Genomic DNA, 23,220 nt, shown 5'->3' with positions numbered 1-23,220 from the left:
GCCGGCCGACCAGATATCGAGGGGAATCTCATGGCCTTCTCCGACCTGTCCACCACCACCAGCTCGCGCACAGCGATGATCGTCGCGCTGGCGTCGCTGTTCCTGAGCGGCTGGACGTTCATCGACACCCTGTCCGACGAGCGCAACGAACGCCGCATCGAGCAACGCCTGGCCTGCCTCGAGCTCCCAGGCCCGAACGACTGCGGCCTCGACGGCAAGTAACCCCACACCCCACCTTCGAGCAGGCCAGTAGTGCGCGACATACCCTCGTCCGCCGGCGGAACGTGCTGAAGCCCACCGACCTGCCGGTTCGTGATCTTTCTCGCCCATTGCTCGCGTCTGATCACCCGGCGGATCGCGATCTCCCTTGCAGCGCGCCGATCGCGACCAGCTGCTGCGCGGTGTCGAGAGCGGGCGGACGTCGTGAACCGATCGTGTCGGCTGACCATCAAAGCCTTCCGTACGACACACTGAGGACTCATTGCGGAGGGCATCATGAAGCGGAGCATCAAGCTGGCGGGCCTGGTGACGGGTGTTTCGGTCGCTGCTGTGGTGGCGGGCACGCTGGTGGCCGCGCAGCAGACACCGACGCTCGCGACGGCGTCCGGCGGCAGCGTCACCCCGATCGACAGCAGGCCGGCGCCGGCACCGTCCACGACCCCGAGCAAGCCGCCCGGGACTTCCCCGGCCCAGCCGAGTGGACCGGTCAAGCAGACGCTCGACCTCACGAAACTCAAGCAGGGCGCGGAACCGGCCACGGCGTACGTCGACGGCAGGAGCGTGCGCCGCGGAGAGATCGAGTTCACCCTGCCGGCCTCGGACGGCCCGGTCTGGGATGTTGCGCAGGCAGGTACCGGGGGCGCACTCGTTCTGCACAGCCCGAAGGACGACGGCAAGGCCGTGCTCACCAGCTGGAGCGGGGGCTCCCGCGGTGAAACCGTCAACGACGTCTCATCGGTTCTCTCCGCGGCTGATCACTCGACCAGCGCCTACGCCGTCCAGCCGACCACTGCGGACGGCGCCGAGCTTCCTCGCTTCACGCTGACCTGGCGCGACAACGCCAGCGGCGAGAAGATGTCGCTGCAGCGCACCGGCGAGCACGGACCGATCGTGCACGCGGTCCAGGGCAGCGAGGTCTACTTCAGCGCGTTGTCCAAGAGCTCGAAGCAGACCCTCTACCGGTGGACTGCCGGCGACGCCGCGCCGCGGCCGATCAGTGCCGCTCCGTCGCCGTCCGCAGTGTCGTCGGACCTGCAGTTCGCGGCGTCGATCGTTTCGCAGGCCGACGACGGCAGTTGCACCGCACTGGTCGAGCTGGCATCGGCCAAGAAGCGCTGGCAAACCTGCACCTACGCAGTCGACGAGCTGCTCAGCGGGAGCGACTTCGCGCTCGGTGGGCCGGCCTATCGGGACGGCTACGGCGACGGACTGTTCGCCGCGCTGGACCTGAAGACCGGCAAAGCTGTCCGCGAGTGGTCGGGCGGTTCGGCGGTGGCGATCATCTCCACGGTGATGGAGGACCCCGACCATGTGCTGGTGCTCGCCGAGCAGGACGGTAAGACAGCCATCGCCCGGTGCGCGCCGAAGACCGGCACCTGTGAGCTGGCTGCCCCCTTGAAGAAGGGCACCGGCGACGAGAACAACCGGCCGTACCAGCTCGGCCACTGACGCCAAGGCGGTGCGGCTCCTCCGACGAGGGGCCGCATCGCCTTATTTTCTTGGCTTGTAGTCCACTGAGTCCAGCACCTTCTTGGCCTGCGCGTCGTCCTCGGCCCGTACCTGGATCCGGACCAGCTGTCCCTGGAACTGCTTCACTCGCTCGTACGTCGTCATGCCGGCCGGGCAGTCGGCGTACTTGGCCGTTGCCGTGGAGTCATTGTTGATCTGCTCGGGTGACACCGTGCAGCCCGACGGACCGGGGAGGCTGGTGGCCGCGGGTAGGTCGCCCGGCGGCAGCACTCCCGCGAAGACACCCGACACCTTCGCATCGGCCTTGCCCCAGTCGCTGTTGTTGCCGCTCACCAGCAGACCGGGCAGCGAGCCGGTCGACCCCTGCGGTTGCCAGCCGTCGCCGGCCCGGGTACGCGTCCAGCTGCGAGGAAGCTCGACCGACAGGACCTGCTGCTTGTCCTCGACCCGTACCCACTGGCGGTCGACGCCGTACTGCCAGCCCAGGTAGCCACCGGCACCACCGAGCAGCGCGGCTGCGATCGTCGCCGCCACCCAGGGCCTGGCCGAAGACCGACCGGCAGTCGCGGGGACGCTCGCCATTGCGGCCGTCCGGAGTGCTTCGGCGAACGATCGAACATCCGGCCAGCGGTGCTCTCGATCCTGGTGCAGCCCGCGCAGGATGACCGCATCCACCTCGGCGGGAACATCGTCGCGGACCGTACGCAACGAGGCCGGTGGCCCGTCGACGGCCAGGACCGCCGCCAGGGTGGTCGCACCGTACGGCGGCTGGCCGGCCAGCGCGGCGTAGGTGACCGCGGCCAGCGCATACAGATCGGCTCGCGGGTCGAGTACGTCACCGCGCACCTGCTCGGGCGCGACATAGGCCGGGGTGCCGCCCGGCATCGTCACCCGCGACACCGCGTCGAGCGACTTGCCCAGGCCCAGATCGCCGAGCATGGCCCGCTCTCCGGTCGGCGTACTGCGGAAGAGCACGTTCTCCGGCTTGACGTCACGGTGCAGGACGCCCCGGTCGTGCAGCTCCTGCAGGCCGGCGCTGACGTTCTCGATCACGTCCACTGTGTCGGTCAGCGGAAGCCGGCCTGCCTTGATCCTGTCGGCCAGCGTTCCGCGGTCCGCGTAGGTGAGCACCAGGAACGGCCGATCGTCGTCGGTGGTGCCGATGTCATGTACGCCGATGACGTACGGCGACTCGACTTTCCGCAGGAAGCGCCCCTCCTCGACGAACCGCCGGCGTACGTCGAGATCGTCGACCCAATGCTCCGCCAGCACCTTGACCGCGACCTCGGCGTCCAGCTCCTCGTCCCGGACCAGCCAGACGGCGGCGAACCCACCGCTGCCCAGCCTCCGGATCACGGCGTAGCGGCCAAAATGCGAGGGCTGAACCATGCCGTCATTATGCTCAACAGCATGGTCAACGACGCGGACGCGCTGGACGAACTGGCCCGGCGCGCTGCACAGGACCCCGCCTTGCTGGACGAGCTGATCCGGCAGGTGCAACCGCAGGTGATGCGAATCTGCCAGCGCGTCCTGCCGTACCGCGCCGACGCCGAGGACGCCTGCCAGGACGCGCTGCTGGCGATCGCCACGAAGGTCGGCACCTTCTCCGGCCGGAGCCGGTTCACCACCTGGGTCCACGTGGTCGCGTCGAACGCCGCTCGCGAGACCTACCGACGGTTGAAGCGCCGCGCCGTCGAGAACGCCGCGGCCTGGCACGACGACGATCGCCCGGCCAGGTACGACCGTCCCGATCCGCGCACCACCAGCGTCGTGGCCGGCACCCGGCTGGACCTGCTCGACGCGCTGGAGCAACTGGAGGCCGACCTGCCCGAGACGGTCACGTCGGTGATGCTGCGCGACATCTACGAGCTCAGCTACGACGAGATCGCCGACCAGGTCGGCATCCCGGTCGGCACGGTCAAATCCCGGATCAGCCGGGCCCGCGTCGCACTCAAGGCTCAACTGCTCCCCCGCCACGACTGACCTCTCCCGCAGACAGTCGCCCAGGGGCACTGGAATTCTTGCGCATGGCGGCACCGACGCCCGAGGCCGTGCGTGACGATGACAGCGCCACCAGGCATTGAGTTCTTAAGGTAGCAGGCGCCGGCTCAGCGTGTTGCAGAGGCACATCCGATGCAGGTGCGTGCGGTCGGTCTCGCCTCCAGCCGGGCAGTGGCGATCGGTTGTCCGCACTGCTCACAGACCCCGTAAGTGCCGGCCGCCAACCGCTCGATTGCCGCCTCGACCTCGGCCAATTGACGCTGGACCTGCAGCACAAGCGCTGCGACCTGCGACCTCTCGAACGCGATCGTCGCACCCTCAGGATCGTGCTCGTCGTCAGCGTTGGCGTCCCGCGAGGCCGCTACCACCTCATCGAAATCGCTGGTCAGACCCGAAAGCCGCCGGAGCGCCTGCTGTCGTTCCGCCTCGAGCAGCTTGCGAGCCTCATCCATCCGTCAATCCTGACACCGCCTGCCGCCATGAAGGCAACCCAGCGGGCCGGTCGCCCCGCTAGATCATTGCGCCGCTCCGCGGACCGTCGCTCGCTGCTGGGCTGTCAGGGCCAGGCGCATGGTTTCGAAGGTGTGCTCCTGCGGTGCGGCCGAGGTGGTTCGTTCGCGTACGTCGCGCAGCAGGTCGGGGTAGTAGGTGGTCTCGACCTGGGAGCAGTCGATGTACTGCGTACCTTCCTGATTGACCAGGAACAGGTGGTCGCCGCCGTCGCGGCCCGCGATGTCGACGTACTTGCGCAGCTCGATGTAGCCGTCGGTGCCGAGGATCATCAGGCGGCCGTCACCCCACGTCGGCAGCCCCGCCGGTGTGTACCAATCGACCCGGATGTAGCCCTGGGCATTGTCACTGCGCAGCAGGATCTCACCGAAGTCCTGCAATCCCGGCTCATCGGGGTTCGCGAAGTTCCCCACCGTGCTGGCCACCACCTCAGCGGTCCGCGCGCCGGTGAACCAGAGAAACTGGTCGATCTGGTGGGAGGCGAGGTCGGTGAGGATGCCGCCGTACCGGTTCTTGTCGTAGAACCAGTCCGGGCGGCCGGCCCCACCGCCGAGGTGACCGCGGTCCCCGATGCGGTGCGGTCCGATCCCGAGAGTCTGCACCACCGTCCCGATGTCGCCCGCGCGGGCCAGCTCACCGGCCTTGATCACGCTGGGCACCTCGAACCGCTCGGAGAACGTCACCGACCAGAACCGCCCGCTCTGGCCGACCGCCTTCTCGATCTCCTCCAGCTGATCGAAACTGACACAGCCGGGCTTGTCGGTCACGACGTCCTTGCCGGCCCGCAACGCCGCGACGGCGAGAGGCCCCCGCCGATCCGGTACGGCGGCGGTCACGATCAAGTCGATCCCGTCCCGTCCGATCAGCTCGTCCGGACTCTCGGCCATCGGAACCTCCGGGTACCGCTCCCGGACCCGGGTCGCGATCGCGGCCAACGGATCGTCGGTCGCCATCCCGACGAACTCCGCACCGGCCCCGACCAGACCCGCGATCTGACCGAAGATGTGCGCGTGATCAAGCCCGATCGCGGCGAACCTGACAGCTTGCGTGGAAGTCACCCGTAATCCTCCCGACTCGGCGTCGCTTCGACTGCCACTCACCCTATGCCAGATCGGCAAACGCTTACCACCCGCCGCGAGTCGCTTCATCGGCCTCGTCGGACATCGCTCGGTGTGTATCAACGGCGAGTGGTCGGTGGCTCTCGAAGGAGAGGTGACGGCGACCGAGACGAAGGCGGCTCAGATGCTCGAACAGATGTCCAGGTCCGACGTGGAAGTCGAACTGCTCGGGATCGGCGCCGGGCCGTCGAATCTGGGGCTTGCGGTGGCGCTGGAGGAGTTGGCGCCGGAGCTGGCGGAGAACGCGCTGGTGATCGATCGGAACCAGACGATCGAGTGGCAGCCGGGCATGTTGATGCCCTGGGCCACCAGCCAGGTGTCGTTCCTGAAGGACCTGGTCACCCAGCGGGATCCGCGCAGCAGGTTCTCGTTCCTCAACCATTTGTACGAGACCGGCCGGCTGGACGAGTTCGTCAACATGAGCACGTTCACGCCGTACCGGGTCGAGTTCGCGGAGTACCTGCGCTGGGTGGCGGAGTCGCTCACCCGGGTGCGGATCGAGCTCGGTCGCGAGTGCGTGGCGGTGCGGCCGCGACGAGACGACGCGGGTGCTGTCACGGGCTGGGTCACCACGCTGGCCGACGGTACTGCGATCACCAGCCGGTACCTGGTGTACGGCGGCAGCCGCGAGCCCAATATCCCGCCGGCGCTCGCCGACGTACCCCGGAACCGGATCGTCCACAGCACCGAGTACCGGCAGCGGGTGGCCGAGCTGTCCGGGGAGCTGCCCTATCGGGTCGCCCTGGTCGGCAGTTCGCAGAGCGCAGCGGAGATCTTCCGTGCCCTGCGCGACGACCTGCCCGACAGCGACATCACCTGGTTGATGCGGTCCATCGGGCTGAGCTCGGACCAGTCCAGCAAGTTCACCAACGAGTTGTACTACCCGTCGTTCGTCGACGAGTTCTACGACGCCCCGCCCGCGGCGCGCGAGCAGATTCTCCGGGAGATGTACCGGACCAACTACTCCGTCGTCACTCCCCCGATGCTCGAGCACCTGTACGCCGACCTGTACCTGGACCGGTTCAACGAGCGCACCGATCGGCGACTCGTCACGATGGTCGACATCACCTCCGCCCGCGAAGCCGGCGACGAGGTGGTGCTGGAGCTCACCGACCGCCGGACCGGGGCCGTCACCGAACTGCGTCGCGACCTGGTCTTCCTTGGCACCGGCTTCGACACCCGGATGCCGAGCCTGGTCCGCGAGCTGGCGCGCAGCCTCGAGCTGGACCGGATCGACGTCTCCCGGCAGTACCGCCTGGAGCTCGGCACCGACAGCACCGCGGCCTGTTACCTCCAAGGCGTCAACGAGGAGACACACGGCATCTCCGACTCACTGCTGAGTGTGCTGGCTCAGCGGGCTGAGGAGATCTGCCGCGACATCATCGCGCACCGCGAGCGGGTCCCCGCCGCGGCTGTATCAGCGGAGGCGCCGTCCGGGCTCTAACGCGTGGGAGAACCACCCAGCCCTCGAGGAGAGCCGGATGACAACACTCGAACTGGATCGTGCCCCGACCGACGACGTGGCGCGGGCTCGAGACCAGGCGTTCGCAGGTCTGCGAGCCGCGATGCCGCCGGACATCATGGCCGAAGCGTTGCGCTGCAGCGGCAGGCTCGAGGCTGAGTTGCCGAACCGGCCGGAGCTGGAAAAGAACCTCGTCCTGGTGGCGTTCGGCGGTGGCAAGGACAGCGCGTACATGCTGGCCTTCGTCCGGGCGATGCAGCTGATCCTGTACAAGGTGCACGGCCGCACGTTCCGGATGCGGGTGGCGACCAACCGGCATGCGGGCATGCCCCGCGCCGTGATGGAGAACATCGACCGCGAGTACCGCGCGCTGCGGCTCACCGACGACCCGGACTGCGAGCTGCTGCTGGTGGACGGCGACGACATCAGCGAGTTCGACGTCGACTCCCCGCAACGCGAGCACGTGGTCCGGCGCAACCGGCTCGACATCCTGATGACCGGCCACCGCACCTTCGCCGACGGACGGCCGACGTTCTGCAACTCCTGCAACCTCAGCGTCTTCAACGCCTTCGGGCTGGCGGCGGCGTACGGCGACGGCGCCGACGTGCTGATCACCGGTGACTCGCCGCAGGAACAGCGCCAGTACACCTTCTGGGTCGGCCGGCTGGCCCGTCAGCTCCGGACCGCGCCCGCCGCCCGGCCGCGCGCCGGCCAGAGCGGGTTCGGCCGGGTGCTGGGGCAGCTCGACGGCATCGCCCAGTCGTACTTCGCCGACATCCACGGTCCGGAGGCGATCGACGCGATCGCCGCTCGCCGGGTCAGCACCGACGTACCGGAACGGCTGCGGTTCTTCACCATCTACGGCGAGACCGCATACGCCGCCGGCGACCACTTCGACCTGCTGACCGGCTTCCTCGGCTTCCAGTTCGACGACCTCGCCTTCAGCTTCACCGAGTCCGACTGCGCGAACCCGGCGCTGATGGCCCACCTGCGCGGGCTGAAGGCCGAGCACCTGTTCCGGCGCTCGTACGACGACGGCCTGGCCGAATACGTCGAGTTCGCGCTCGGCCTGATGCGCAAGAAGGACATCCCGGACGGGCTGGTGGAGATGATGCGCGCCCGGTACGACAGCCCGGACGCGCTGAAACGGATGCGGCTCGCCGTCCAGGAGTACGCGCTGGAGACCTTCGGGCTCACCGAGGAGCAGCTGGTCTGCATGACCTACTCCCCCTTCGCCGGACAGGGCGCCGGGCTCGAGCAGTTCGTGGACCGCGAGCACCCGGGCCTGGCCGCTCGCCTCGGCGAGATCCACCGCCTGCTGGGCGGTGAGCCCGGAGATCCGGGGCTGGTCGCCGAGCTGGAGCGGATCAGCGGGCTCGAGCCGAGCCAGTTGCGAGTGCTGTACAGCCGGTCGGTGCAGACGCCCGGCAGCGGCGGTACGCCGGTGATCGACCTGATCTTGGCAGGCGACCCCCACAAGGCCGTCATCGAGACCCGGCACACCCAGGACGGTCCGAACACCTTCGAGCAGATTTCGGGACGGTAATCATGGTCGTACACATCTCCCGGCTTGATCGCGACAACCTGCTGCACGAGTACGGGGTGGACACCCAGCGACTGCAGCCGTGGCCGGTGCTGAACGCGCCGTTCGAGGTCTCCTACGCGGTCTGCCGCGCCGGGACGGTCTCCAAGCTGCACACCCATCACGAGCAGGAGATCTTCGTCGCGGTCTCCGGTGAGTGCATCGTCGAGTGCGGCGGCGACCAGCAGCCGTTCCGGGCCGGCGACGTCACCTACTTCACGCCGGGCCAGCTGCACCGCGTGCACAACCACAACGACGAGGACTTCGTCTTCTGCAGCATCTGGTGGGACCCGGAGATGTCCCACCGGTTCCTCGCCGAGTACGCCGGCTCGGACACCGAGGCGCTCGCCGCCAAGGCCGCCGCGAACGTTGCCGAGAACGCCCAGGCCGCTGAGGCCATCGAGACCGCCGAGCGAGTAGGAGCCAGCGAATGACCCGACTGCTGCCGTCCGAGGACGACCGTCCTGTCCTCGTCCTCGGTCCGAACCCGACGCCGAACGGCGGGATGCACCTCGGCCACATCGCCGGGCCGTACCTGGCCGGCGACGTGTACGCGCGGTACCAGCGGGCCCGCGGCCGCAACGTCATCTTCACCTCCGAGACCGACGACAGCCAGACCTACGTGGTCGCGTCGGCGGGCCGGGAGGGCATCACGCCGGAGGAGCTGTGCAAGCGCTCGACGGCGAAGATCCAGGAGGCGCTGAGCGCGATCGGCATCTCGATCGACGGGTTCGGTCCGTTCGACCAGACCTACCGCGCCACCGTGCTGCAGTACTTCAGCGCCCTGCACGCCGCCGGCGTGTTCCGGCTGAAGACCGTCCGGCTGCCCTACCTGGAGCGGACCGGCGAGTTCATGGTCGAGGGCCTGATCGAGGGCGACTGCCCGGTCTGTCTGACGACCAGCCGCGGCGGACTGTGCGAGACCTGCTGCCACCCGAACAACTACGACCAGCTGATCAACCCGCATTCGACGATCGACCCCACCGACAAGCTGACCTACCGCGAAGCCACCATCATGGTGCTGCCGCTGGAGGAGTACCGCGAGCAGTTGACGGCGTACCACGAGAAGCTCGCCGCGCACCGGCGGCCGCACGTCCGGCAGATGATCGCCGAGCTGCTGGCCCGGCCGCTGCAGGATGTGCCGATCACTTTCCCGTTGTCCTGGGGCATTCAGGCGCCGTTCCCGGAGACCCCCGGGCAGGTTCTCAACGCCTGGCTCGAGCTGATCCCGGCCGGCATGTTCACCACGTCGTACGCCGCGAACAAACTCGGCCGGGACACTGTGCCGGGTGAGTTGTGGCGGACCGCGGAGAACCTGCGGATCGTGCACTTCCTCGGCTTCGACAACGCCTACTACTTCTGCCTGCCGCACATCGCCATGCTGATGGCGCACGGCGACAAGTACGTCTGGCCGGAGTCGATCATCAACAACGAGTTCTACGAGCTGGAGAGCTCGAAGTTCTCGACCAGCAAGGGACATGTGCTGACGCCCGAGGAGCTGCTCGAGGAGGTGCCACGCGATGTCGCCCGGCTCTACCTGGCGCTCACCGCGCCGGAGTACCAGCGGTCCACCTTCAGCCGGGCCGGCCTGGACAAGATGGCCGAGGAGCGGCTGGTCGGCCCCTGGAACCAACTGGCCGGGACACTCGCCAAGGCGGTCGCCAACGCCGGCGACGACAGCACCCGGCTGCCGGTGTCGGCCGCCGCACGGGGCCGGGTCGCCACCATGCTCGAGCGGTTCGACCTCGGCTACGAGATGCCGACGTTCAACCTCAACCGTTCGGCGGACACCGTGCTGATCCAGATCGACCGGTTGCGACGGCGCGCGGCGGCACTCGACGGCACCGGGCTGGACGAGCAGCCCGAGATCTGGGGCGACCTGTTCTGCGAGGTCAAGGCACTGCTCGCGCTCGCGTCACCGATCCTCATCGACCTCACGGCAGCGGCGCGTGAGGCCGGGGCCTTCGACGATTCGCCGGAGGCCGGGACGCTGGTCGCCGGAGCCTTCGACGTCGCCGAGGTCACGCCGTTCGCGCCGCCACTGCTGGCGGCCGGTCCGGCCGACGGTGAGCTCGCCGGAGGCCGGTGATCCCAGATGCGAATCACCGTGGTCGGCGGTGGCGTGATCGGACTGCTGACGGCGATCGAGTGCGTCCGCGCGGCCGGCGTGGACCGGGTCGATCTGGTCGACGCCGGTCCGATCCCGTCGCCGTCGGCCACCTCGAACGACCGGCTCCGGGTGGTCCGCGCGCTGCATCGCGGCGACCCGGCGCTGACGCAGGCGGCCGCGCCAGCGCACGCCGGCTGGATGGACGTCGAGGAGCGGATCGGATCACGCTTCTACCACGCGGCCGGGGCGCTCACCGCGATGCCGGTGCGGGACGCCGCGGCCGAGCTCGCCATCCTCACCGCGGCCGGCGCGAAGGCTTGGGCGTTGTCCCCGGACGATCTGGCGAGCCGGTATCCACGGATCCGGTTCCCGGATGGGACCGGTGCCGTGCTGGAGGCCACGGCCGGCGTCGTCCTGGCCGACCACGCCCTGGTCGCACTGGCACGCTGGCTGGTTCGTCGACCCGAGGTCCGGCTGCACCCGCACCGGCGGGCCGTCGAGATCTCTCAGAACGACCGGGTCGTCATGATCCGGTTCGCCGATGGCGGGTCCCATACCGCCGACCGGGTGGTGATGGCGGCCGGGCCCTGGTCCCGCGAGCTAGTGCCGGCCGCCATCGCCTCCGACCTCACGCTGTACCGGCAGACCGTGCTGTCGTACCAGCCACCGGCCTGGCTCCGGGACTGGGCCGGAATGCCCGCAGTGCTTGGTCTCGGCCCCGGCAGTGACGCGTGGCTGATGCCGACGGTGCCACAGTCGGACGCGCCGCTGCGGTTGAGTGCCGCGAGCGCCTGCCGACCGGTCGCCGAGATGACCGATCGGGTCCCGCCCGACCAGTGGCGCGAACACCTCGTCGGCGTGTTCTCCGAGGTACTCCCGGCCTTCGATCCGGCCGCGGTGGTCGACGCCACCGACGGCTTCTACCTCGCCGAGCGGACGCGCGGCGGGCCGTTGCTGGCGACTTACGGCGCCGGCACGGTCCTGGCGTACGCGGCCTGCGGCGGGATGTCCTTCAAGTTCGCGCCGCAGATCGCGCGGGCGATCGCAGATCGCGCCGTGGGGGCGTCGCCCCGCCCGACCGGTCTGGACTCGGTCGACAGGCCGCGACAGCTCGCCGCGGTCGGTGAGGAGTAGGTGACGATGAAGCTGCTCGCACTCGAAGCCGTGCAGAACGCCGGCTACTACCAGTCCCGCTACCGCCAGATCGAGGAGTTCGGCGGCACCCTGTTCGTGCTCAACGGCCTCGGCGAACCGGACTACTGGCCGGCCCCGCGCTACCGGGTCGCCGGGTCCAAACACATCGACGACATCATCGCGGTCGCCCGCGACTGGCACGCCGGCGAGCGGTTCGACGGCGTCCTCACCTTCTCCGAGTCCGGAGTACTCACGGTCGCCGCGGTGGCCGAGGCGCTCGGCCTGCCCGGGGTCGGCCTGGACGCGGCGAGGATCAGCCGGAACAAGCTCCTGATGCGGGAGGCCCAGCAGCGCGGAGGCGCTCCGGTGCCCCGGTTCCGGTTGGTGCCGGACGTCACCGCCGCGCTCGCGGCCGCCGACGAGTTCGGCTACCCGATCATCCTCAAGCCGACTTTGGGTGCCGCGAGCAACTTCGTCTTCAGGATCGACGATCCGGACGAGCTGCGGACCAGGTTCCCGCAGGCGCTCGACGGGATGGCCCAGATGTCGTGGTTCCGGATGGAGGCCGAGGGCATCGACCTCGGGCCGTACGGGTTGCTGGTCGAGTCCTTCCTGGACGGGCACGAGATGCAGATCGAGGCGCTCGCCTGGGACGACGAGGTGTACCTGGGGTCGATCGTCGACCGGATCACGATCGAGGGCAACACGTTCGACGACGACGCACACCGGGCACCGACCGCGCTCGACGCCGATCAACTGGCCGCCGTGCACGAAGTGGTCACCTCGGCGGCGCATGCGCAGGGCTTACGGCGCAGCGCGATGCACGCCGAGGTCCGCTTCCACCAAGGCAGGCCGCACCTGCTGGAGATCGCTGTACGACCCGGTGGTGGCGGGCTGGACTACTTCGCCAGGCTGAGTGCCGGCTACTGCCCGATCCGCGCGACGATGGCCGTCGCCGCCGGGGTGAAGCCCGACGTGCATCACTACCGCCCGACCGGTGTGCATCTGGCCGGCACCTGCCTCATCGGCGGACCGGGCCGGATCGAGCAGATCACCGTGCCGCCCGCGGTGTCGGAGTCCGACCGGGTGTTCTTCCTGAAGATCACCGCGAAGCCGGGTGACGTGGTCCGGCGCCCACCGGACGGCAACAACATCCTCGGCTTCCTCTGTACCAGCGGACCGACGTTCGACGAGGCGATCCGGACGGCGTTCGAGTTCGCCGCGCAGATCGACGTACGCCTGGCGGTGCCCGATTCCTTCCCCACCCCACCGCCCCGGTCGCCGGCTCCCCGGCTGACGGCCTGATTCAACTGACGAGAGGTGACCTGGATGTCCACTGTGCTGACCGAACAGCAGTCCGACCAGCCGTCCGAGGGCGGCCGGCCGATCAAGGGTGGCACCGTCACCTGGGCCTGCAACCCCGGCTTCCCGCCCGCTGCCATCTTCCCGTTCACGCCCCGGGAACGGATCGGCATCCGCAACCTGTACGAGTTCCAGGTGCTGATGTTCCGCCCGCTCTACTGGCTCGGCCGCGACGGCAGGCCGGAGGTGAACCCCGAGCTCAGCCTGGCCTACCCGCCGGAGTGGAGCGAGGACGGGCTCAGTGTCACCGTCACGCTGAAGCCCTGGCAGTGGTCCAACGGTGAGCCGATCTGCGCCGACAACGTGATGTTCTGGGTGAACATGATGGCGGTCAAGGGCGACCGGCTCGGCTACTACGTGCCCGGCTACTTCCCGGACAACCTGACGTCGTACGAGAAGGTTGCCGAGGACAAGGTCCGATTCACCTTCAACGAGGTCTACTCCAAGACCTGGGTGGAGATGAACCAGTTGTCCCTGATCACGCCCATGCCGAAGGCCTGGGACCGGACCGAGGACGGCCCGGCCCGGGCGTCGTTCGACCCGGCCGACATCCCGGCCGTCTACGACTACCTGGTCTCGCAGAACGGCGAGTGGACGGTCGAGGCGAACCACTTCCGCGGTGGCTGGGCCGAGAGCCCGGTCTGGAGCGTCGTCAACGGTCCGTGGCGGCTGAAGAGCTACACCATCGACGGCGTGGTCACCTTCGTCCCGAACGAGCACTACTCCGGCCCGAACAAGCCGCACCTGGACGAGTTCCGGCAGGTGCAGAACGACACCGACGAGCTGATGTACGAGCGGCTGAAGGCCGGACCGGACGCGCCGGACGGGATCCAGATCGGGTATCTGCCCTTCGGGATGGGGCTCACCGACGACGGCGAGGACCCGCTCGCGGACACGTACCGGCTGGTGCCGCAGGACGTGTTCGTGGTGCGCTACATGCCGTTCAACTTCGACAACGACTCGACGGCGGCGAGGATCTACAAGCACGCCTACGTCCGGCAGGCACTGCAGATGTGCCTGGACCAGGACCGTGCGATCCGGGAGATCTACCACGGCAACGCCTACCGGATGGACGGGCCGGTACCGCTGTCGCCGGCCAATCCGCACGTGTCGCCGAAGCAGCGCAAGGACCCGATGCCGTTCGACGTCGAGGCCGCCCAGCAGCTGCTCGAGGCGCACGGCTGGGACACCAGCACTCTGCCGGCCGGCTGTGTCCAGCCGGGTGAGGTGGCCGGCTGCGCCGGCGAGGGCGTCGACATCGGTGACCGGCTCTCGTTCACGATCCGGTACGTCGAGGGCAAGGTCGCGCTGACCCGGCTGCTGGAGATGTTCAAGCAGGACGCGGCCAAGGCCGGTATCGAGCTGAAGCTGGAGCCGGTGTACGGCTCGGTGATGGTGGCCGAGGACCACAGCCCGAACGTCGAGAGCAAGCGGTTGTGGGAGATCAACACCTGGAACGGCGGCTGGTCGTACTACGGTCACCTGACCGGCGAGATGCTGTTCCGCACCGGTGGCGGCAGCAACTTCGGGGACTACAGCGACCCGAGGGCGGACGAGCTGATCGACCGGACGGTGCACAGCGACGACCCGGAGGCGCTGTACGAGTACCAGGACTACATCGCCGAGCAGGTTCCGACCATCTGGTCGCCGGGCTTCCCGAACCGGATGTTCGAGGTCGCGAAGAACCTGCGCGGGGTCGAGCCGGTCAACCCGTACGGCCTGATCAACCCCGAGGACTGGTACTACGTCGAGGAGTGACCCCGGCAATGACACCGCAACGAGAACACCGCCCCGGCCGAGTCGGCCGGGGCGGTGTTCTTGGACCTGGGCCGGATCAGGACTTCGGCGGAACGGTCGCGGCCGGCAGGTGGTGCATACCGCGCAGCAGCGTGCTGGGCTCCCACTCCAGGTAGCTCGCGTCGGCAGTCATCCGCAGGTCCGGGAAGCGTTCCAGCAGACGGGTCAGCGCGATGTTCGTCTGCATCTTGGCCAGCGGCTGGCCGATGCAGAAGTGCGGACCGTGGCCGAACCCGAGAACACCGTTGGGACGGCGGTCCAGGTCGAGCGTGTTCGCGTTCGGGAACTGCTCGTCGTCGCGGTGCGCCGACAGGATCGACAGCGCCAGGATGTTGTTCTTCGGCACCACGGTGTCGCCGATCTCGATGTCCTCCGCGGTGAACCGGAAGGTGGCCACGCCGACTCCACCGTCGTACCGCATCAGCTCGTCGATCGCCTGCGGCATGATCGACAGGTCGGACCGCAGCCGCGCCATCGCGTCGGGATTGGTGAGCAGGCTGAGGATGGAGTTCGACAGCGTGTGCTGGGAGGTGATGTGACCGGCCACGGTGTACAGGAAGATCATCGCGACGAGTTCGTCGTCGGTCAGCCGGTCGCCGCTCGGGGTTCCCTCGATCATCGCGCTGACCATGTCGTCGGCCGGGTTCTTGCGCTTCATCTCGATGATCCGGTGGCCGTACTCGATCACGTTCTTCGAGGCGTTCTCGACGACCTCGGCCGGGTGACCGGCGCCGACCAGCTCGACCGCCCACTGCTGGAATCGCTCCCGGTCCTCGAACGGGATGCCGAGCACGTCGCAGATGATCACGATCGGCAGCGGCTGGGCGTACTCGGTGACCAGGTCGACGTCGTCGCGGCCCTCGATCTTGTTCAGGTAGTCGTCGACGAGCTCCTCGATGCGCGGCCGGAAGGCTTCCATCCGGCGCAGCGTGAACGCCTTGCTCACCAGCGAACGCAGCCGGGTGTGCCGGGGCGGGTCGCTGTTCAGCATGTGCTGGGACAGCTCGTCGTCGAAGCCGACGTCGGGTTTCTCGTCCTCGACATAGGTACCGGTGTGGCGGGCGAACATCTCGTTCATCCGCCTGCCGTCCTTGCTCACCCGCGGGTCCTGGAGCAGCGCGCGGACGTCGGCGTACCGGGTGACGAGCCAGACGTCGGCGCCGTGCGGGAAGACCACGTGGTGCACCCGGCCGGCCTTACGGTACGGCTCGAGGATCTCGTACGGCCTCTGCATGAAGTCGTCCGGGATCCGCTGGAGGGCCTCCGTGGTTTCGGTAGTCATAGGTCAGATCCTCCTGGCTGCAGGCATGTCGACAGGAGCGCACGTGCGCTCGGCTACGCGTCGCCGTCACCTCATCAGAGGCCGCGCCGGGCCGGCTCTGATACGCCTTGTTTTGTTGGCTTCGACCCCTGTGCGTGAGCCGGTCCGGGCGGTAGCCTGCGGGACCAAATGCCTTCCGGCACCGACCCGCCGGGGCATGGCCCGCGCCGGCATCGAGGGGTGGAACAACTGATGAGCGAAGAACGCGAACCGAACTCGACCAAGCAGCCAGGCGAAGGGCTCGGCGCGATCGCCACCTGGCGCCAGACGTCGGTCACGTCGAAGGCGCTGCTGTTCGGTGTCTTCGTGAACCGGCTCGGCGCCTTCCTGCAGATCTTCCTGGTGCTGTTCATGACGCACCGCGGGTTCACGGCCGGCCAGGCCGGTTTCGCCCTCGGCGTGTACGGCGCCGGCCATGTGCTGGGCGCCTTCGTCGGCGGCTGGCTCACCGACCGGTTGAGTGCCCGGGCGGCGACGTTGATCAGCATGCTCGGCTCGGCCGCGCTGATCGTCTCCATCCTGTACATCGACGTCTACTGGGTGATCCTGCTGGCGATCCTCACGGTCAGCACCGTCAGCCAGCTGAACCGGCCGGCCGCGCAGGCCATGCTGGCCGAGCTGACCAAGCCGGGGCAGCTCGTGATGACGATGGCGATGTACCGGCTGGCCATCAACCTGGGCACCGCGGTGACCCCGATCGTCGGCGTCGCGCTGGTGTCGGTCTCGTACAACCTGCTGTTCTGGGCCGAGGCGTTCGCCGCCGTGCTGTACAGCGCGATCGCCTGGAAGTTCCTGCCCGGCAAGGCCGCACCGGACGAGGCAGCCGACGCTGCCAAGGCCGCGGAGCCGAAGCAGGGCTATCGTGCGGTGCTGGCCGACTGGCGTTACGACTTCTACCTGGCCGCCGTGTTCCTGGTGACGATCGTCTACTGCCAGTACATCGCGGTGCTCCCGCTGGCGATCGTGGACGACGGCCTCAGCCTGTGGTGGTACAGCGCGGTCGTCTCGGCGAACGCCGTTGTCGTCGCGCTCGTCGAGGTACCGGCGACCAAGTATGTACAGACTTGGCCGTTGCGGCTGACCGCCATCGCCGGCTTCGGCCTGGTCGCGGTCGGCTACGGCGTCTATGCGATCGCACTGGTCCCGGTACTGCTGATCATCGGCACGTTGATCTGGACCACCTCGGAGATCATCGGCGCGCCGACCACGTTCGCGTACCCCGGCATGGTCGCGCCGCCGCACCTGCGCGGCCGGTACTCCGGCGCCATGCTGAGCGTCTTCGGTCTCGGCAACGCGATCGGTCCGGCGGTCGGTGTCTGGCTGTGGGACAAGGTCGGCCAGACCTTCTGGCTGTGTGCGGCGGCGGTGGCGGTCCTGTCCGCGGTGTGCGCCCGGATCGGGATGCGCCGGCCCGGCGAACAGCCGGCCACTGAGGCCACGTCCGACGCCACCCCCGAAGCGGCGACCTGAGCAAACCTCGCGAAACGGCCGGTGCAGCGTCGCGGAACACTGCACCGGCCTGTCTCAGCCCGTCCTCCCGGACCGAGCCGTCTTACTGCTTCCGGACCGGAAGTGCTGTCCCCGGCTCGACGTCCGAGTCCGCGGGCAAGACATGCATGCAGCAGCCGACCGAAGCCCCGCCGTACAGCCTGATCACCTCGAGATCGGACTCGACCGTCGCGGCCCGGACGTAGACGCCACCGTAGCCGTTGACCATGGTGAAGACGCCCCAGTTCACAATCCACGGCACCGGGTCGCCGTCGGGCATCGGGAAGAGCTCTGGCACCGGCCGGATCCGGCGCTGGACGACCCACGGGCCGTCGAGTGCTTCCCGGACCCGCTCCTCCCACAGCTCTGCGCCGGTGTCGTCGCGCCAGCCCAGCAGCACCCCGTCCCCGCTGTGACGTGAGGTCGGCTTGAGGACCAGGTCGTCCTGGTGGCTGAGCACATAGTCGAGCAACTCGACCCGGGTGCCGTCCTCCATGGTCACCGGACCGGAGCGCACCATTCGGGTCCACGGCAGGATCCGGTCCAGGCTGGCCAGCGTCTGCTGGTCGAAGTGCTCCCGGTTGGCCTCGTCGGACAGCACCGCCAGAGCACCTTTGCTGGCGAACATCTCCGCGTCCAGCGGCGTGAAGATCTTCACCTCGCCGCGGGCCGCGGCGTCCAGGATCGGATCCATCAGCGCCGACGCGTCCGGGTACTCGAGCAGGTCCTCCAGCATGAACAGCCGCTGGATGATGTCGACCTTCAGTCCGTCCAGCCAGACCCCGCCGTCGCGCACCTCGAGCTGCCCGATGTGGCCGACGTGGGCATCGATCCCCATGTCCTGCAGGCGTGTCGCGAAGTGCCGCATGTACGGCTCGAGAGTCTCGTAGCTACTCGGCCAGTCGACAGTCGCGAGCACGGGTCGCGAGCCGTACTCGAACCCGCACTCGACGAACATGTTGTTGACCTGTTCGCGCATCGTGTCCACATAGCCGAGGCGATGCGTCCGGGCGAACTCCGCAAGTACAGGCTGGTCCAGCAGCACGCGGGCCATGTCGGACTGGTCGATGCCGCCCAGCGCGCTGCCCATGTTGAACTCGAGCAGCTTGAAGCCGGTCTCGTCCATGTACAGATCGGCGCGGCTCTGCTTGGTCACCGTCGTACCACGGCTGCGGAGGACAGCCGAGACCTGTACGTCGGTCATCCCGACGGACCGGGCGAACGCGGCCAGATCACCGCCGTACAGCTTGTCGGGCAGGCTGGTCAGCGCGGCGTGCATGGTCAGGATGTCGGTCGCCAACCGATCGCATTCCTCGGTACCGAGGAACAGCGGCCGGGACAGGTACCGGCCGCCGTACAAGGACTGCAGCCCGACGGACTCGGGTTGGGTGCTGACGAGTTCGCTTGCGGAGATCCCGCGTCGTTTGATCTCGTCCAGGTACTGCGCAGTGAGTTCAGTTCGGCTCAAGCCGGTAACCATGATCGGGACCTCCGGTGGGCAAGGCGGAGTCAGAGCGCTCCTGCTCGGACAGAGACCATCACCGGACTCCTGAAATACACTCCCCCGCGCAGGTATCTGATCGCGGCCCCGGCGCGCTCTTGTCGGCATGGAACTCATCTCCGAGGCCGCCACCTCGACGGCCACCGCCGAAGCACCGTACGACGCCGGGACCCGGCGGAGCACCACTCGCCGGTACCTGATGTGCCCGCCGACCCACTTCGACGTCACCTACTCCATCAACCCGTGGATGAATCCCGCCAAGCCGGCCGATCAGCCGATCGCGGCGGCACAGTGGCAGCGGATCCACGACCAGCTGGTCGAGCTCGGCCACACCGTGGACCTCATCCCACCGGTGCCCGGGCTGCCGGACATGGTGTTCGCCGCGAACGGCGCGACCGTCTGGGGCGATCGGGCGCTGGTGGCCCGCTTCCGGCACGCCGAGCGGGACGCGGAGTCGGCGGCCTACCTGGACTGGTTCAGCAGCCGCGGTCTGCACGTCCGGCAGGCGTCGTCGGCCAACGAGGGCGAGGGCGACTACCTGACCGCCGGATCCTGGCTGCTCGCCGGCAACGGGTTCCGCACCGACCGCCGGGCCCACGTCGAGAGCGAGCAGTACTTCGGCCGCCCGGTGATCGGCCTGACCCTGGTCGACGCCCGGTACTACCACCTGGACACCGCGCTGGCCGTGCTGGACGAGCAGACCGTGATGTACTACCCGGCCGCTTTCACACCGGGCAGCCAGGCGATCCTGCGTGAGCTCTTCCCCGCGGCGATCATCGCCTCCGCCGAGGATGCCGGTGCGTTCGGTCTGAACGCCGTCTCCGACGGCCGCCATGTGCTGATGCCGGCAGGTGCGATCCACCTGGTCGCGAAGTTGCGGGAGGCGGGCTTCGAGCCGATCAGCATCGACGTCTCGGAACTGCTGCGGGCCGGTGGTGGGGTGAAGTGCTGCACGCTGGAGCTGCACGGTCCGGCAGGTGGCTGATGATCGACTACGACGGCAGGAGGTTCTCCCCCGCCGGGCACGATCCGGGCGACGGTGAGGTTCCGGTCGCGTCGTACCGGCAACACGGCGACCTGCTCTGGGCGGACTTCAGCGGCGGCCGGGTCCGGCGTGGATCACTCACCGGCGTCTGCCGTCCGGACGACACGCTGGAGTTCAGCTACACCATGGTGCTGGCCGACGGCTCACTCATCGCGGGACACTGCGAAAGCACACCCGAGCTGTTGCCCGACGGCCGGATCCGGTTGCACGAACGCTGGGAGCGGTACGGACCACGAGCCGCCACCGGCGTCTCCCAGCTGGACGAGATCGCCCCGGGTTGATCGGCCGCATGTATCAGGGGACGGTGGATCGGCGCTCTGCTTGTCATGGATCACGCCGCCGCCGTCGCCGCGGGCAGGGACGTCAGCGCCGGCGACTTGACCGTTGTGGTGACCAGCGTGTCGTCGGACTCACACACCTGGAACCTCGTCGTCCTGCAGCTGCTGCTCGAGGAGCTCGGTCACCGGGTGCACAACCTCGGCGCCTGCGTACCGGACGAACTGCTGGTCTCCGAGTGCCTACGACTGCGGCCCGACCTGATCGTGGTCAGCAGTGTCAACGGTCACGGCTTTCACGACGGGCTGCGGCTGATCCGTCAGGTCCGGAGCCAGGCAGAGCTGGCCGGCACGCCGATGGTGATCGGCGGAAAGCTGGGGATCGCCGGCCCCGGCTGCGACCGCAGCCGGGCCCAACTGATGGCCGCGGGATACGGCGCGGTCTTCGAGGACGGCACCGGGCTGACCGCCTTCCAGTCGTACGTCGGCCGGCTGACGACCGGCGAGGCTTCGTGAGCGTCCCGGGCACCGGCTCGTTCGGCGACTTCGTTGCGGGCGCTCATCGGGCCGGCCGACTCGTGGTGCAACCGCGGATGGGGGTCAGCGATCCCGGCGCGATGCGCACCGGACTCGTGGCCACCAGGAACGCGACGGCGACCGCGGTCGGCACGATCACGCTCGACAGCTACACCCGGATGGGTGACAACGCGAACGCCCGCGCGGCGCTCGCGGCCGGGGTCGAGCTGAACGGCTATCCCATCGTCGCGCACGACGTGGCCACCACCCGGACCGTGCTGGACGGTGTGGCCGGTCCCGACTTTCCGGTGCAGATCCGGCACGGTTCGCCCTGCCCCGAGCCGATCGTCCGCGCACTGATCGATGCCGGCCTGCACGCAACCGAGGGCGGGCCGGTCTCGTACTGCCTGCCCTACAGCCGGATGCCGCTGGCGGACTCGATCCCGAACTGGGCTCGCAGCTGCGATCTCCTGGCAGAGGTGAGGAAAGCCGGGGTCGAACCGCACGTCGAAAGCTTCGGCGGCTGCATGATGGGCCAGCTCTGCCCGCCCGGTCTTCTCGTTGCGCTGAGCGTGCTCGAGTGCCTGTTCTTCCGCCAGCACGGCATTCGCAGTGTCTCTCTGAGCTACGCCCAGCAAACCAATCCGGACCAGGACACGGAGGCCCTGCTGGCATTGCGCCGGCTGGCCGCCGAGTGGTTGCCGGACGTCGACTGGCACATCGTCGTCTACACCTACATGGGCGTCTATCCGCGGACGCCTGATGGTGCCGCCCGGCTCCTCGAGGAGGCGGCCCGGCTTGCTGTCCGGACCGGGGCGGCCAGGCTGATCGTGAAAACAGTTGCCGAGGGCTACCGAATTCCGACCTTCGCCGAGAACATCGCCGCCCTGGAGACGGCGGCACTGGCCGCCGAGCGCTGTCTCACGATCGCCGGCGATGTCGTCGACACCGGCATCCACGCCGAGGCGAGGGCCTTGATCGAGGCGGTACTCGAGCTCGGTCCGGATCTCGGCTCGGCACTGTCCACCGCGTTCCGGCGGGGCTACCTCGACGTGCCGTACTGCCTGCACCCGGACAACGCCGGCAAGGCCCGCAGCTACCTCGACAGCGCCGGGCGGCTGCAGTGGGCCTCCATCGGCTCGATGCCGATCCGCGGCGTGGTCGGGCCGACCGGCTCCACCAAGCTGACGGCAGCCGGGCTGCTCGCCTCGCTGTCGTACGTCGAGCGGACCTTCGACAACGCCAGCCTCGAGCACGAATACCGAGCCGACTCACTAGGGAGCACACCAGATGACGGAGACCCGGATCCCGGCGACCGAAGCCCGGCTGCCCGCCAGTCCGCGTGAGCACCTGACCTCACCGGTCACCCGGTCGGTGCTCACGATCCAGAACCGGATGCTGGCGGCTGCCCGCGACCTCCTCGGCGGCCGTGGCTTCACGGAGTTGCTGCCGCCGGTCATCGGCCCGGTCACCGACCCGGGTGCGCGGGGAGCCAAACAGGTCGACGTGGACTACTACGGGCACCGGTACAAGCTGATGACCAGTGCGATCCTCTACAAGCAGGCGGCTCTGACCTCGTTCGACAAGATCTTCTTCATCGCTCCGAACGTCCGGCTGGAACCACTCGAGACCGCGTCGACCAGCCGGCACCTCGCCGAGTTCCACCAGATCGACATCGAGATGGCGGACGCGTCCCGGGACGACGCGACGGCGCTCGCGGAGGACCTGGTCCGGTACGTCGTACGACGGGTGGTGGAGGACCTGCCCGGCGAACTGGAGGCCCTCGGCCGGGACACCGGCGAGTTCACCGAACTGCTCAGCTCGCCGTTCGGGCACCGCACGCACGCCGACGCGGTCGCCGACCTGCAGGCGATGGGGCACGACCAGAGTCCGGATGCCGAGCTCGACTGGGTCGGCGAGGCGAAGTTGTCGGAGAAGGCGAGCAAGCCGTTCTTCGTCACCGACTACCCCAAGGGATCACGCGGCTTCTACGACCGGGAGAGCAAGGACCAGCCCGGCATGCTGCGGAACTTCGACCTGATCGCCGCGGAGGGGTACGGCGAGCTGTGCAGCGGCAGCGAACGCGAGCAGGACTACGCGACCATCGTTGCGCGGATGCGGGAGACGGCCGAGAACCCGGCCAAGTACGCGTGGTACCTGCAGATGTTGCGCGACGGCGTACCGCCCAGCGCGGGATTCGGCCTCGGCCTCGAGCGGTTCACGCGCTACATCGCCGGGCTGGACTCGGTCTGGCAGGCCAGTGCGTTCCCGAAGGTGCCCGGCATCGCTTCGCCGTGACCGGTGGTTCG

General features: G+C 68.6%; 21 protein-coding genes. 16 read left to right on the top strand and 5 right to left on the bottom strand.

What is annotated here, in order from left to right:
* Positions 1-30 precede the first annotated feature (30 nt).
* Positions 31-222, top strand: coding sequence for a hypothetical protein (locus tag ACGFIF_RS29155; protein WP_393158839.1), 192 nt, complete (start codon positions 31-33; stop codon positions 220-222).
* 273 nt (positions 223-495) lie between these two features.
* A complete protein-coding gene (locus tag ACGFIF_RS29150; protein WP_393158838.1) occupies positions 496-1,668 on the top strand; it encodes a hypothetical protein in 1,173 nt (390 codons plus the stop codon).
* A gap of 42 nt (positions 1,669-1,710) precedes the next feature.
* On the opposite strand, the gene ACGFIF_RS29145 is transcribed toward ACGFIF_RS29150, so the two are convergent.
* Complete coding sequence (locus ACGFIF_RS29145) at positions 1,711-3,078, bottom strand: serine/threonine-protein kinase (RefSeq protein ID WP_393158836.1); 1,368 nt, start codon at positions 3,076-3,078, stop codon at positions 1,711-1,713.
* A gap of 21 nt (positions 3,079-3,099) precedes the next feature.
* On the opposite strand from ACGFIF_RS29145, the gene ACGFIF_RS29140 reads away from it, so the two are divergent.
* Positions 3,100-3,672, top strand: a complete 573-nt coding sequence (locus tag ACGFIF_RS29140; protein WP_393158835.1) for an RNA polymerase sigma factor — start codon at positions 3,100-3,102, stop codon at positions 3,670-3,672.
* Positions 3,673-3,797: 125 nt separating this feature from the next.
* On the opposite strand, the gene ACGFIF_RS29135 is transcribed toward ACGFIF_RS29140, so the two are convergent.
* Together ACGFIF_RS29135 and ACGFIF_RS29130 are read right to left on the bottom strand one after the other, a co-directional pair.
* On the bottom strand, positions 3,798-4,142 hold the full coding sequence (locus ACGFIF_RS29135) for a TraR/DksA family transcriptional regulator (RefSeq protein ID WP_393158833.1): 345 nt from the start codon (positions 4,140-4,142) through the stop codon (positions 3,798-3,800).
* Between the two features lie 63 nt (positions 4,143-4,205).
* Positions 4,206-5,258 carry a Gfo/Idh/MocA family protein gene (locus ACGFIF_RS29130; RefSeq protein WP_393158831.1) on the bottom strand — a complete coding sequence of 351 codons (1,053 nt, stop codon included), beginning with the start codon at positions 5,256-5,258 and terminating at the stop codon, positions 4,206-4,208.
* A 136-nt stretch (positions 5,259-5,394) separates the two neighbouring features.
* Between ACGFIF_RS29130 and ACGFIF_RS29125 the strand changes: the two genes are divergently transcribed.
* The 7 genes from ACGFIF_RS29125 to ACGFIF_RS29095 are packed head-to-tail and all read left to right on the top strand — an operon-like array spanning position 5,395 to position 14,726.
* On the top strand, positions 5,395-6,762 hold the full coding sequence (locus ACGFIF_RS29125; protein WP_393158829.1) for a lysine N(6)-hydroxylase/L-ornithine N(5)-oxygenase family protein: 1,368 nt from the start codon (positions 5,395-5,397) through the stop codon (positions 6,760-6,762).
* Positions 6,763-6,799: 37 nt separating this feature from the next.
* Positions 6,800-8,326 carry a PqqD family protein gene (locus ACGFIF_RS29120; RefSeq protein WP_393158827.1) on the top strand — a complete coding sequence of 509 codons (1,527 nt, stop codon included), beginning with the start codon at positions 6,800-6,802 and terminating at the stop codon, positions 8,324-8,326.
* Positions 8,327-8,328: 2 nt separating this feature from the next.
* A complete protein-coding gene (locus ACGFIF_RS29115; protein ID WP_393158826.1) occupies positions 8,329-8,796 on the top strand; it encodes a cupin domain-containing protein in 468 nt (155 codons plus the stop codon).
* Complete coding sequence (locus tag ACGFIF_RS29110) at positions 8,793-10,451, top strand: class I tRNA ligase family protein (RefSeq protein ID WP_393158824.1); 1,659 nt, start codon at positions 8,793-8,795, stop codon at positions 10,449-10,451. The genes ACGFIF_RS29115 and ACGFIF_RS29110 overlap by 4 nt, the downstream gene beginning before the upstream one ends.
* Before the next feature lie 6 nt (positions 10,452-10,457).
* Positions 10,458-11,606, top strand: a complete 1,149-nt coding sequence (locus ACGFIF_RS29105; RefSeq protein ID WP_393158823.1) for an NAD(P)/FAD-dependent oxidoreductase — start codon at positions 10,458-10,460, stop codon at positions 11,604-11,606.
* A 6-nt stretch (positions 11,607-11,612) separates the two neighbouring features.
* A complete protein-coding gene (locus ACGFIF_RS29100; RefSeq protein ID WP_393158821.1) occupies positions 11,613-12,911 on the top strand; it encodes an ATP-grasp domain-containing protein in 1,299 nt (432 codons plus the stop codon).
* A gap of 24 nt (positions 12,912-12,935) precedes the next feature.
* Complete coding sequence (locus ACGFIF_RS29095) at positions 12,936-14,726, top strand: ABC transporter substrate-binding protein (protein ID WP_393158819.1); 1,791 nt, start codon at positions 12,936-12,938, stop codon at positions 14,724-14,726.
* Between the two features lie 76 nt (positions 14,727-14,802).
* Here ACGFIF_RS29095 and ACGFIF_RS29090 read toward each other — a convergent pair whose 3' ends face one another.
* A complete protein-coding gene (locus tag ACGFIF_RS29090) occupies positions 14,803-16,047 on the bottom strand; it encodes a cytochrome P450 (protein WP_393158817.1) in 1,245 nt (414 codons plus the stop codon).
* A gap of 231 nt (positions 16,048-16,278) precedes the next feature.
* Between ACGFIF_RS29090 and ACGFIF_RS29085 the strand changes: the two genes are divergently transcribed.
* Entirely contained in the window at positions 16,279-17,556 is a 1,278-nt protein-coding gene (locus ACGFIF_RS29085) for an MFS transporter (RefSeq protein WP_393158816.1), read from the top strand.
* Between the two features lie 82 nt (positions 17,557-17,638).
* On the opposite strand, the gene ACGFIF_RS29080 is transcribed toward ACGFIF_RS29085, so the two are convergent.
* A complete protein-coding gene (locus tag ACGFIF_RS29080) occupies positions 17,639-19,042 on the bottom strand; it encodes a hypothetical protein (RefSeq protein ID WP_393158814.1) in 1,404 nt (467 codons plus the stop codon).
* Between the two features lie 139 nt (positions 19,043-19,181).
* On the opposite strand from ACGFIF_RS29080, the gene ddaH reads away from it, so the two are divergent.
* Genes ddaH through ACGFIF_RS29055 form a run of 5 tightly spaced genes read left to right on the top strand, consistent with a single transcriptional unit; the run spans position 19,182 to position 23,209 of the window.
* A complete protein-coding gene (gene ddaH / locus ACGFIF_RS29075; protein ID WP_393158812.1) occupies positions 19,182-20,060 on the top strand; it encodes a dimethylargininase in 879 nt (292 codons plus the stop codon).
* Positions 20,060-20,401, top strand: coding sequence for a hypothetical protein (locus ACGFIF_RS29070; RefSeq protein WP_393158811.1), 342 nt, complete (start codon positions 20,060-20,062; stop codon positions 20,399-20,401). Before ddaH ends, ACGFIF_RS29070 begins: the two co-directional genes overlap by 1 nt.
* 45 nt (positions 20,402-20,446) lie before the next feature.
* On the top strand, positions 20,447-20,911 hold the full coding sequence (locus ACGFIF_RS29065) for a cobalamin B12-binding domain-containing protein (protein ID WP_393158809.1): 465 nt from the start codon (positions 20,447-20,449) through the stop codon (positions 20,909-20,911).
* On the top strand, positions 20,908-22,257 hold the full coding sequence (locus tag ACGFIF_RS29060) for a methylaspartate mutase (RefSeq protein WP_393158808.1): 1,350 nt from the start codon (positions 20,908-20,910) through the stop codon (positions 22,255-22,257). The genes ACGFIF_RS29065 and ACGFIF_RS29060 overlap by 4 nt, the downstream gene beginning before the upstream one ends.
* Positions 22,202-23,209: an asparagine synthetase A gene (locus ACGFIF_RS29055; RefSeq protein WP_393158806.1), complete on the top strand. Its 1,008-nt coding sequence runs from the start codon at positions 22,202-22,204 to the stop codon at positions 23,207-23,209. Before ACGFIF_RS29060 ends, ACGFIF_RS29055 begins: the two co-directional genes overlap by 56 nt.
* Positions 23,210-23,220: the final 11 nt, after the last annotated feature.

Origin of the sequence: Kribbella sp. NPDC049174 (genome assembly GCF_043197365.1) — a bacterium.
Taxonomy (GTDB): domain Bacteria; phylum Actinomycetota; class Actinomycetes; order Propionibacteriales; family Kribbellaceae; genus Kribbella.
This window is presented reverse-complemented; position numbering and strand designations above follow the sequence as displayed.

Coding starts and splice junctions, on each gene's coding strand:
- ACGFIF_RS29140 (WP_393158835.1), top strand. CDS start 3,100: ATGGTCAACGACGCGGACGCGCTGGACGAACTGGCCCGGCGCGCTGCA.
- ACGFIF_RS29155 (WP_393158839.1), top strand. CDS start 31: ATGGCCTTCTCCGACCTGTCCACCACCACCAGCTCGCGCACAGCGATG.
- ACGFIF_RS29150 (WP_393158838.1), top strand. CDS start 496: ATGAAGCGGAGCATCAAGCTGGCGGGCCTGGTGACGGGTGTTTCGGTC.
- ACGFIF_RS29135 (WP_393158833.1), bottom strand. CDS start 4,142: ATGGATGAGGCTCGCAAGCTGCTCGAGGCGGAACGACAGCAGGCGCTC.
- ACGFIF_RS29100 (WP_393158821.1), top strand. CDS start 11,613: ATGAAGCTGCTCGCACTCGAAGCCGTGCAGAACGCCGGCTACTACCAG.
- ACGFIF_RS29145 (WP_393158836.1), bottom strand. CDS start 3,078: ATGGTTCAGCCCTCGCATTTTGGCCGCTACGCCGTGATCCGGAGGCTG.
- ddaH (WP_393158812.1), top strand. CDS start 19,182: ATGGAACTCATCTCCGAGGCCGCCACCTCGACGGCCACCGCCGAAGCA.
- ACGFIF_RS29095 (WP_393158819.1), top strand. CDS start 12,936: ATGTCCACTGTGCTGACCGAACAGCAGTCCGACCAGCCGTCCGAGGGC.
- ACGFIF_RS29070 (WP_393158811.1), top strand. CDS start 20,060: ATGATCGACTACGACGGCAGGAGGTTCTCCCCCGCCGGGCACGATCCG.
- ACGFIF_RS29110 (WP_393158824.1), top strand. CDS start 8,793: ATGACCCGACTGCTGCCGTCCGAGGACGACCGTCCTGTCCTCGTCCTC.
- ACGFIF_RS29085 (WP_393158816.1), top strand. CDS start 16,279: ATGAGCGAAGAACGCGAACCGAACTCGACCAAGCAGCCAGGCGAAGGG.
- ACGFIF_RS29055 (WP_393158806.1), top strand. CDS start 22,202: ATGACGGAGACCCGGATCCCGGCGACCGAAGCCCGGCTGCCCGCCAGT.
- ACGFIF_RS29120 (WP_393158827.1), top strand. CDS start 6,800: ATGACAACACTCGAACTGGATCGTGCCCCGACCGACGACGTGGCGCGG.
- ACGFIF_RS29115 (WP_393158826.1), top strand. CDS start 8,329: ATGGTCGTACACATCTCCCGGCTTGATCGCGACAACCTGCTGCACGAG.
- ACGFIF_RS29090 (WP_393158817.1), bottom strand. CDS start 16,047: ATGACTACCGAAACCACGGAGGCCCTCCAGCGGATCCCGGACGACTTC.
- ACGFIF_RS29105 (WP_393158823.1), top strand. CDS start 10,458: ATGCGAATCACCGTGGTCGGCGGTGGCGTGATCGGACTGCTGACGGCG.
- ACGFIF_RS29065 (WP_393158809.1), top strand. CDS start 20,447: ATGGATCACGCCGCCGCCGTCGCCGCGGGCAGGGACGTCAGCGCCGGC.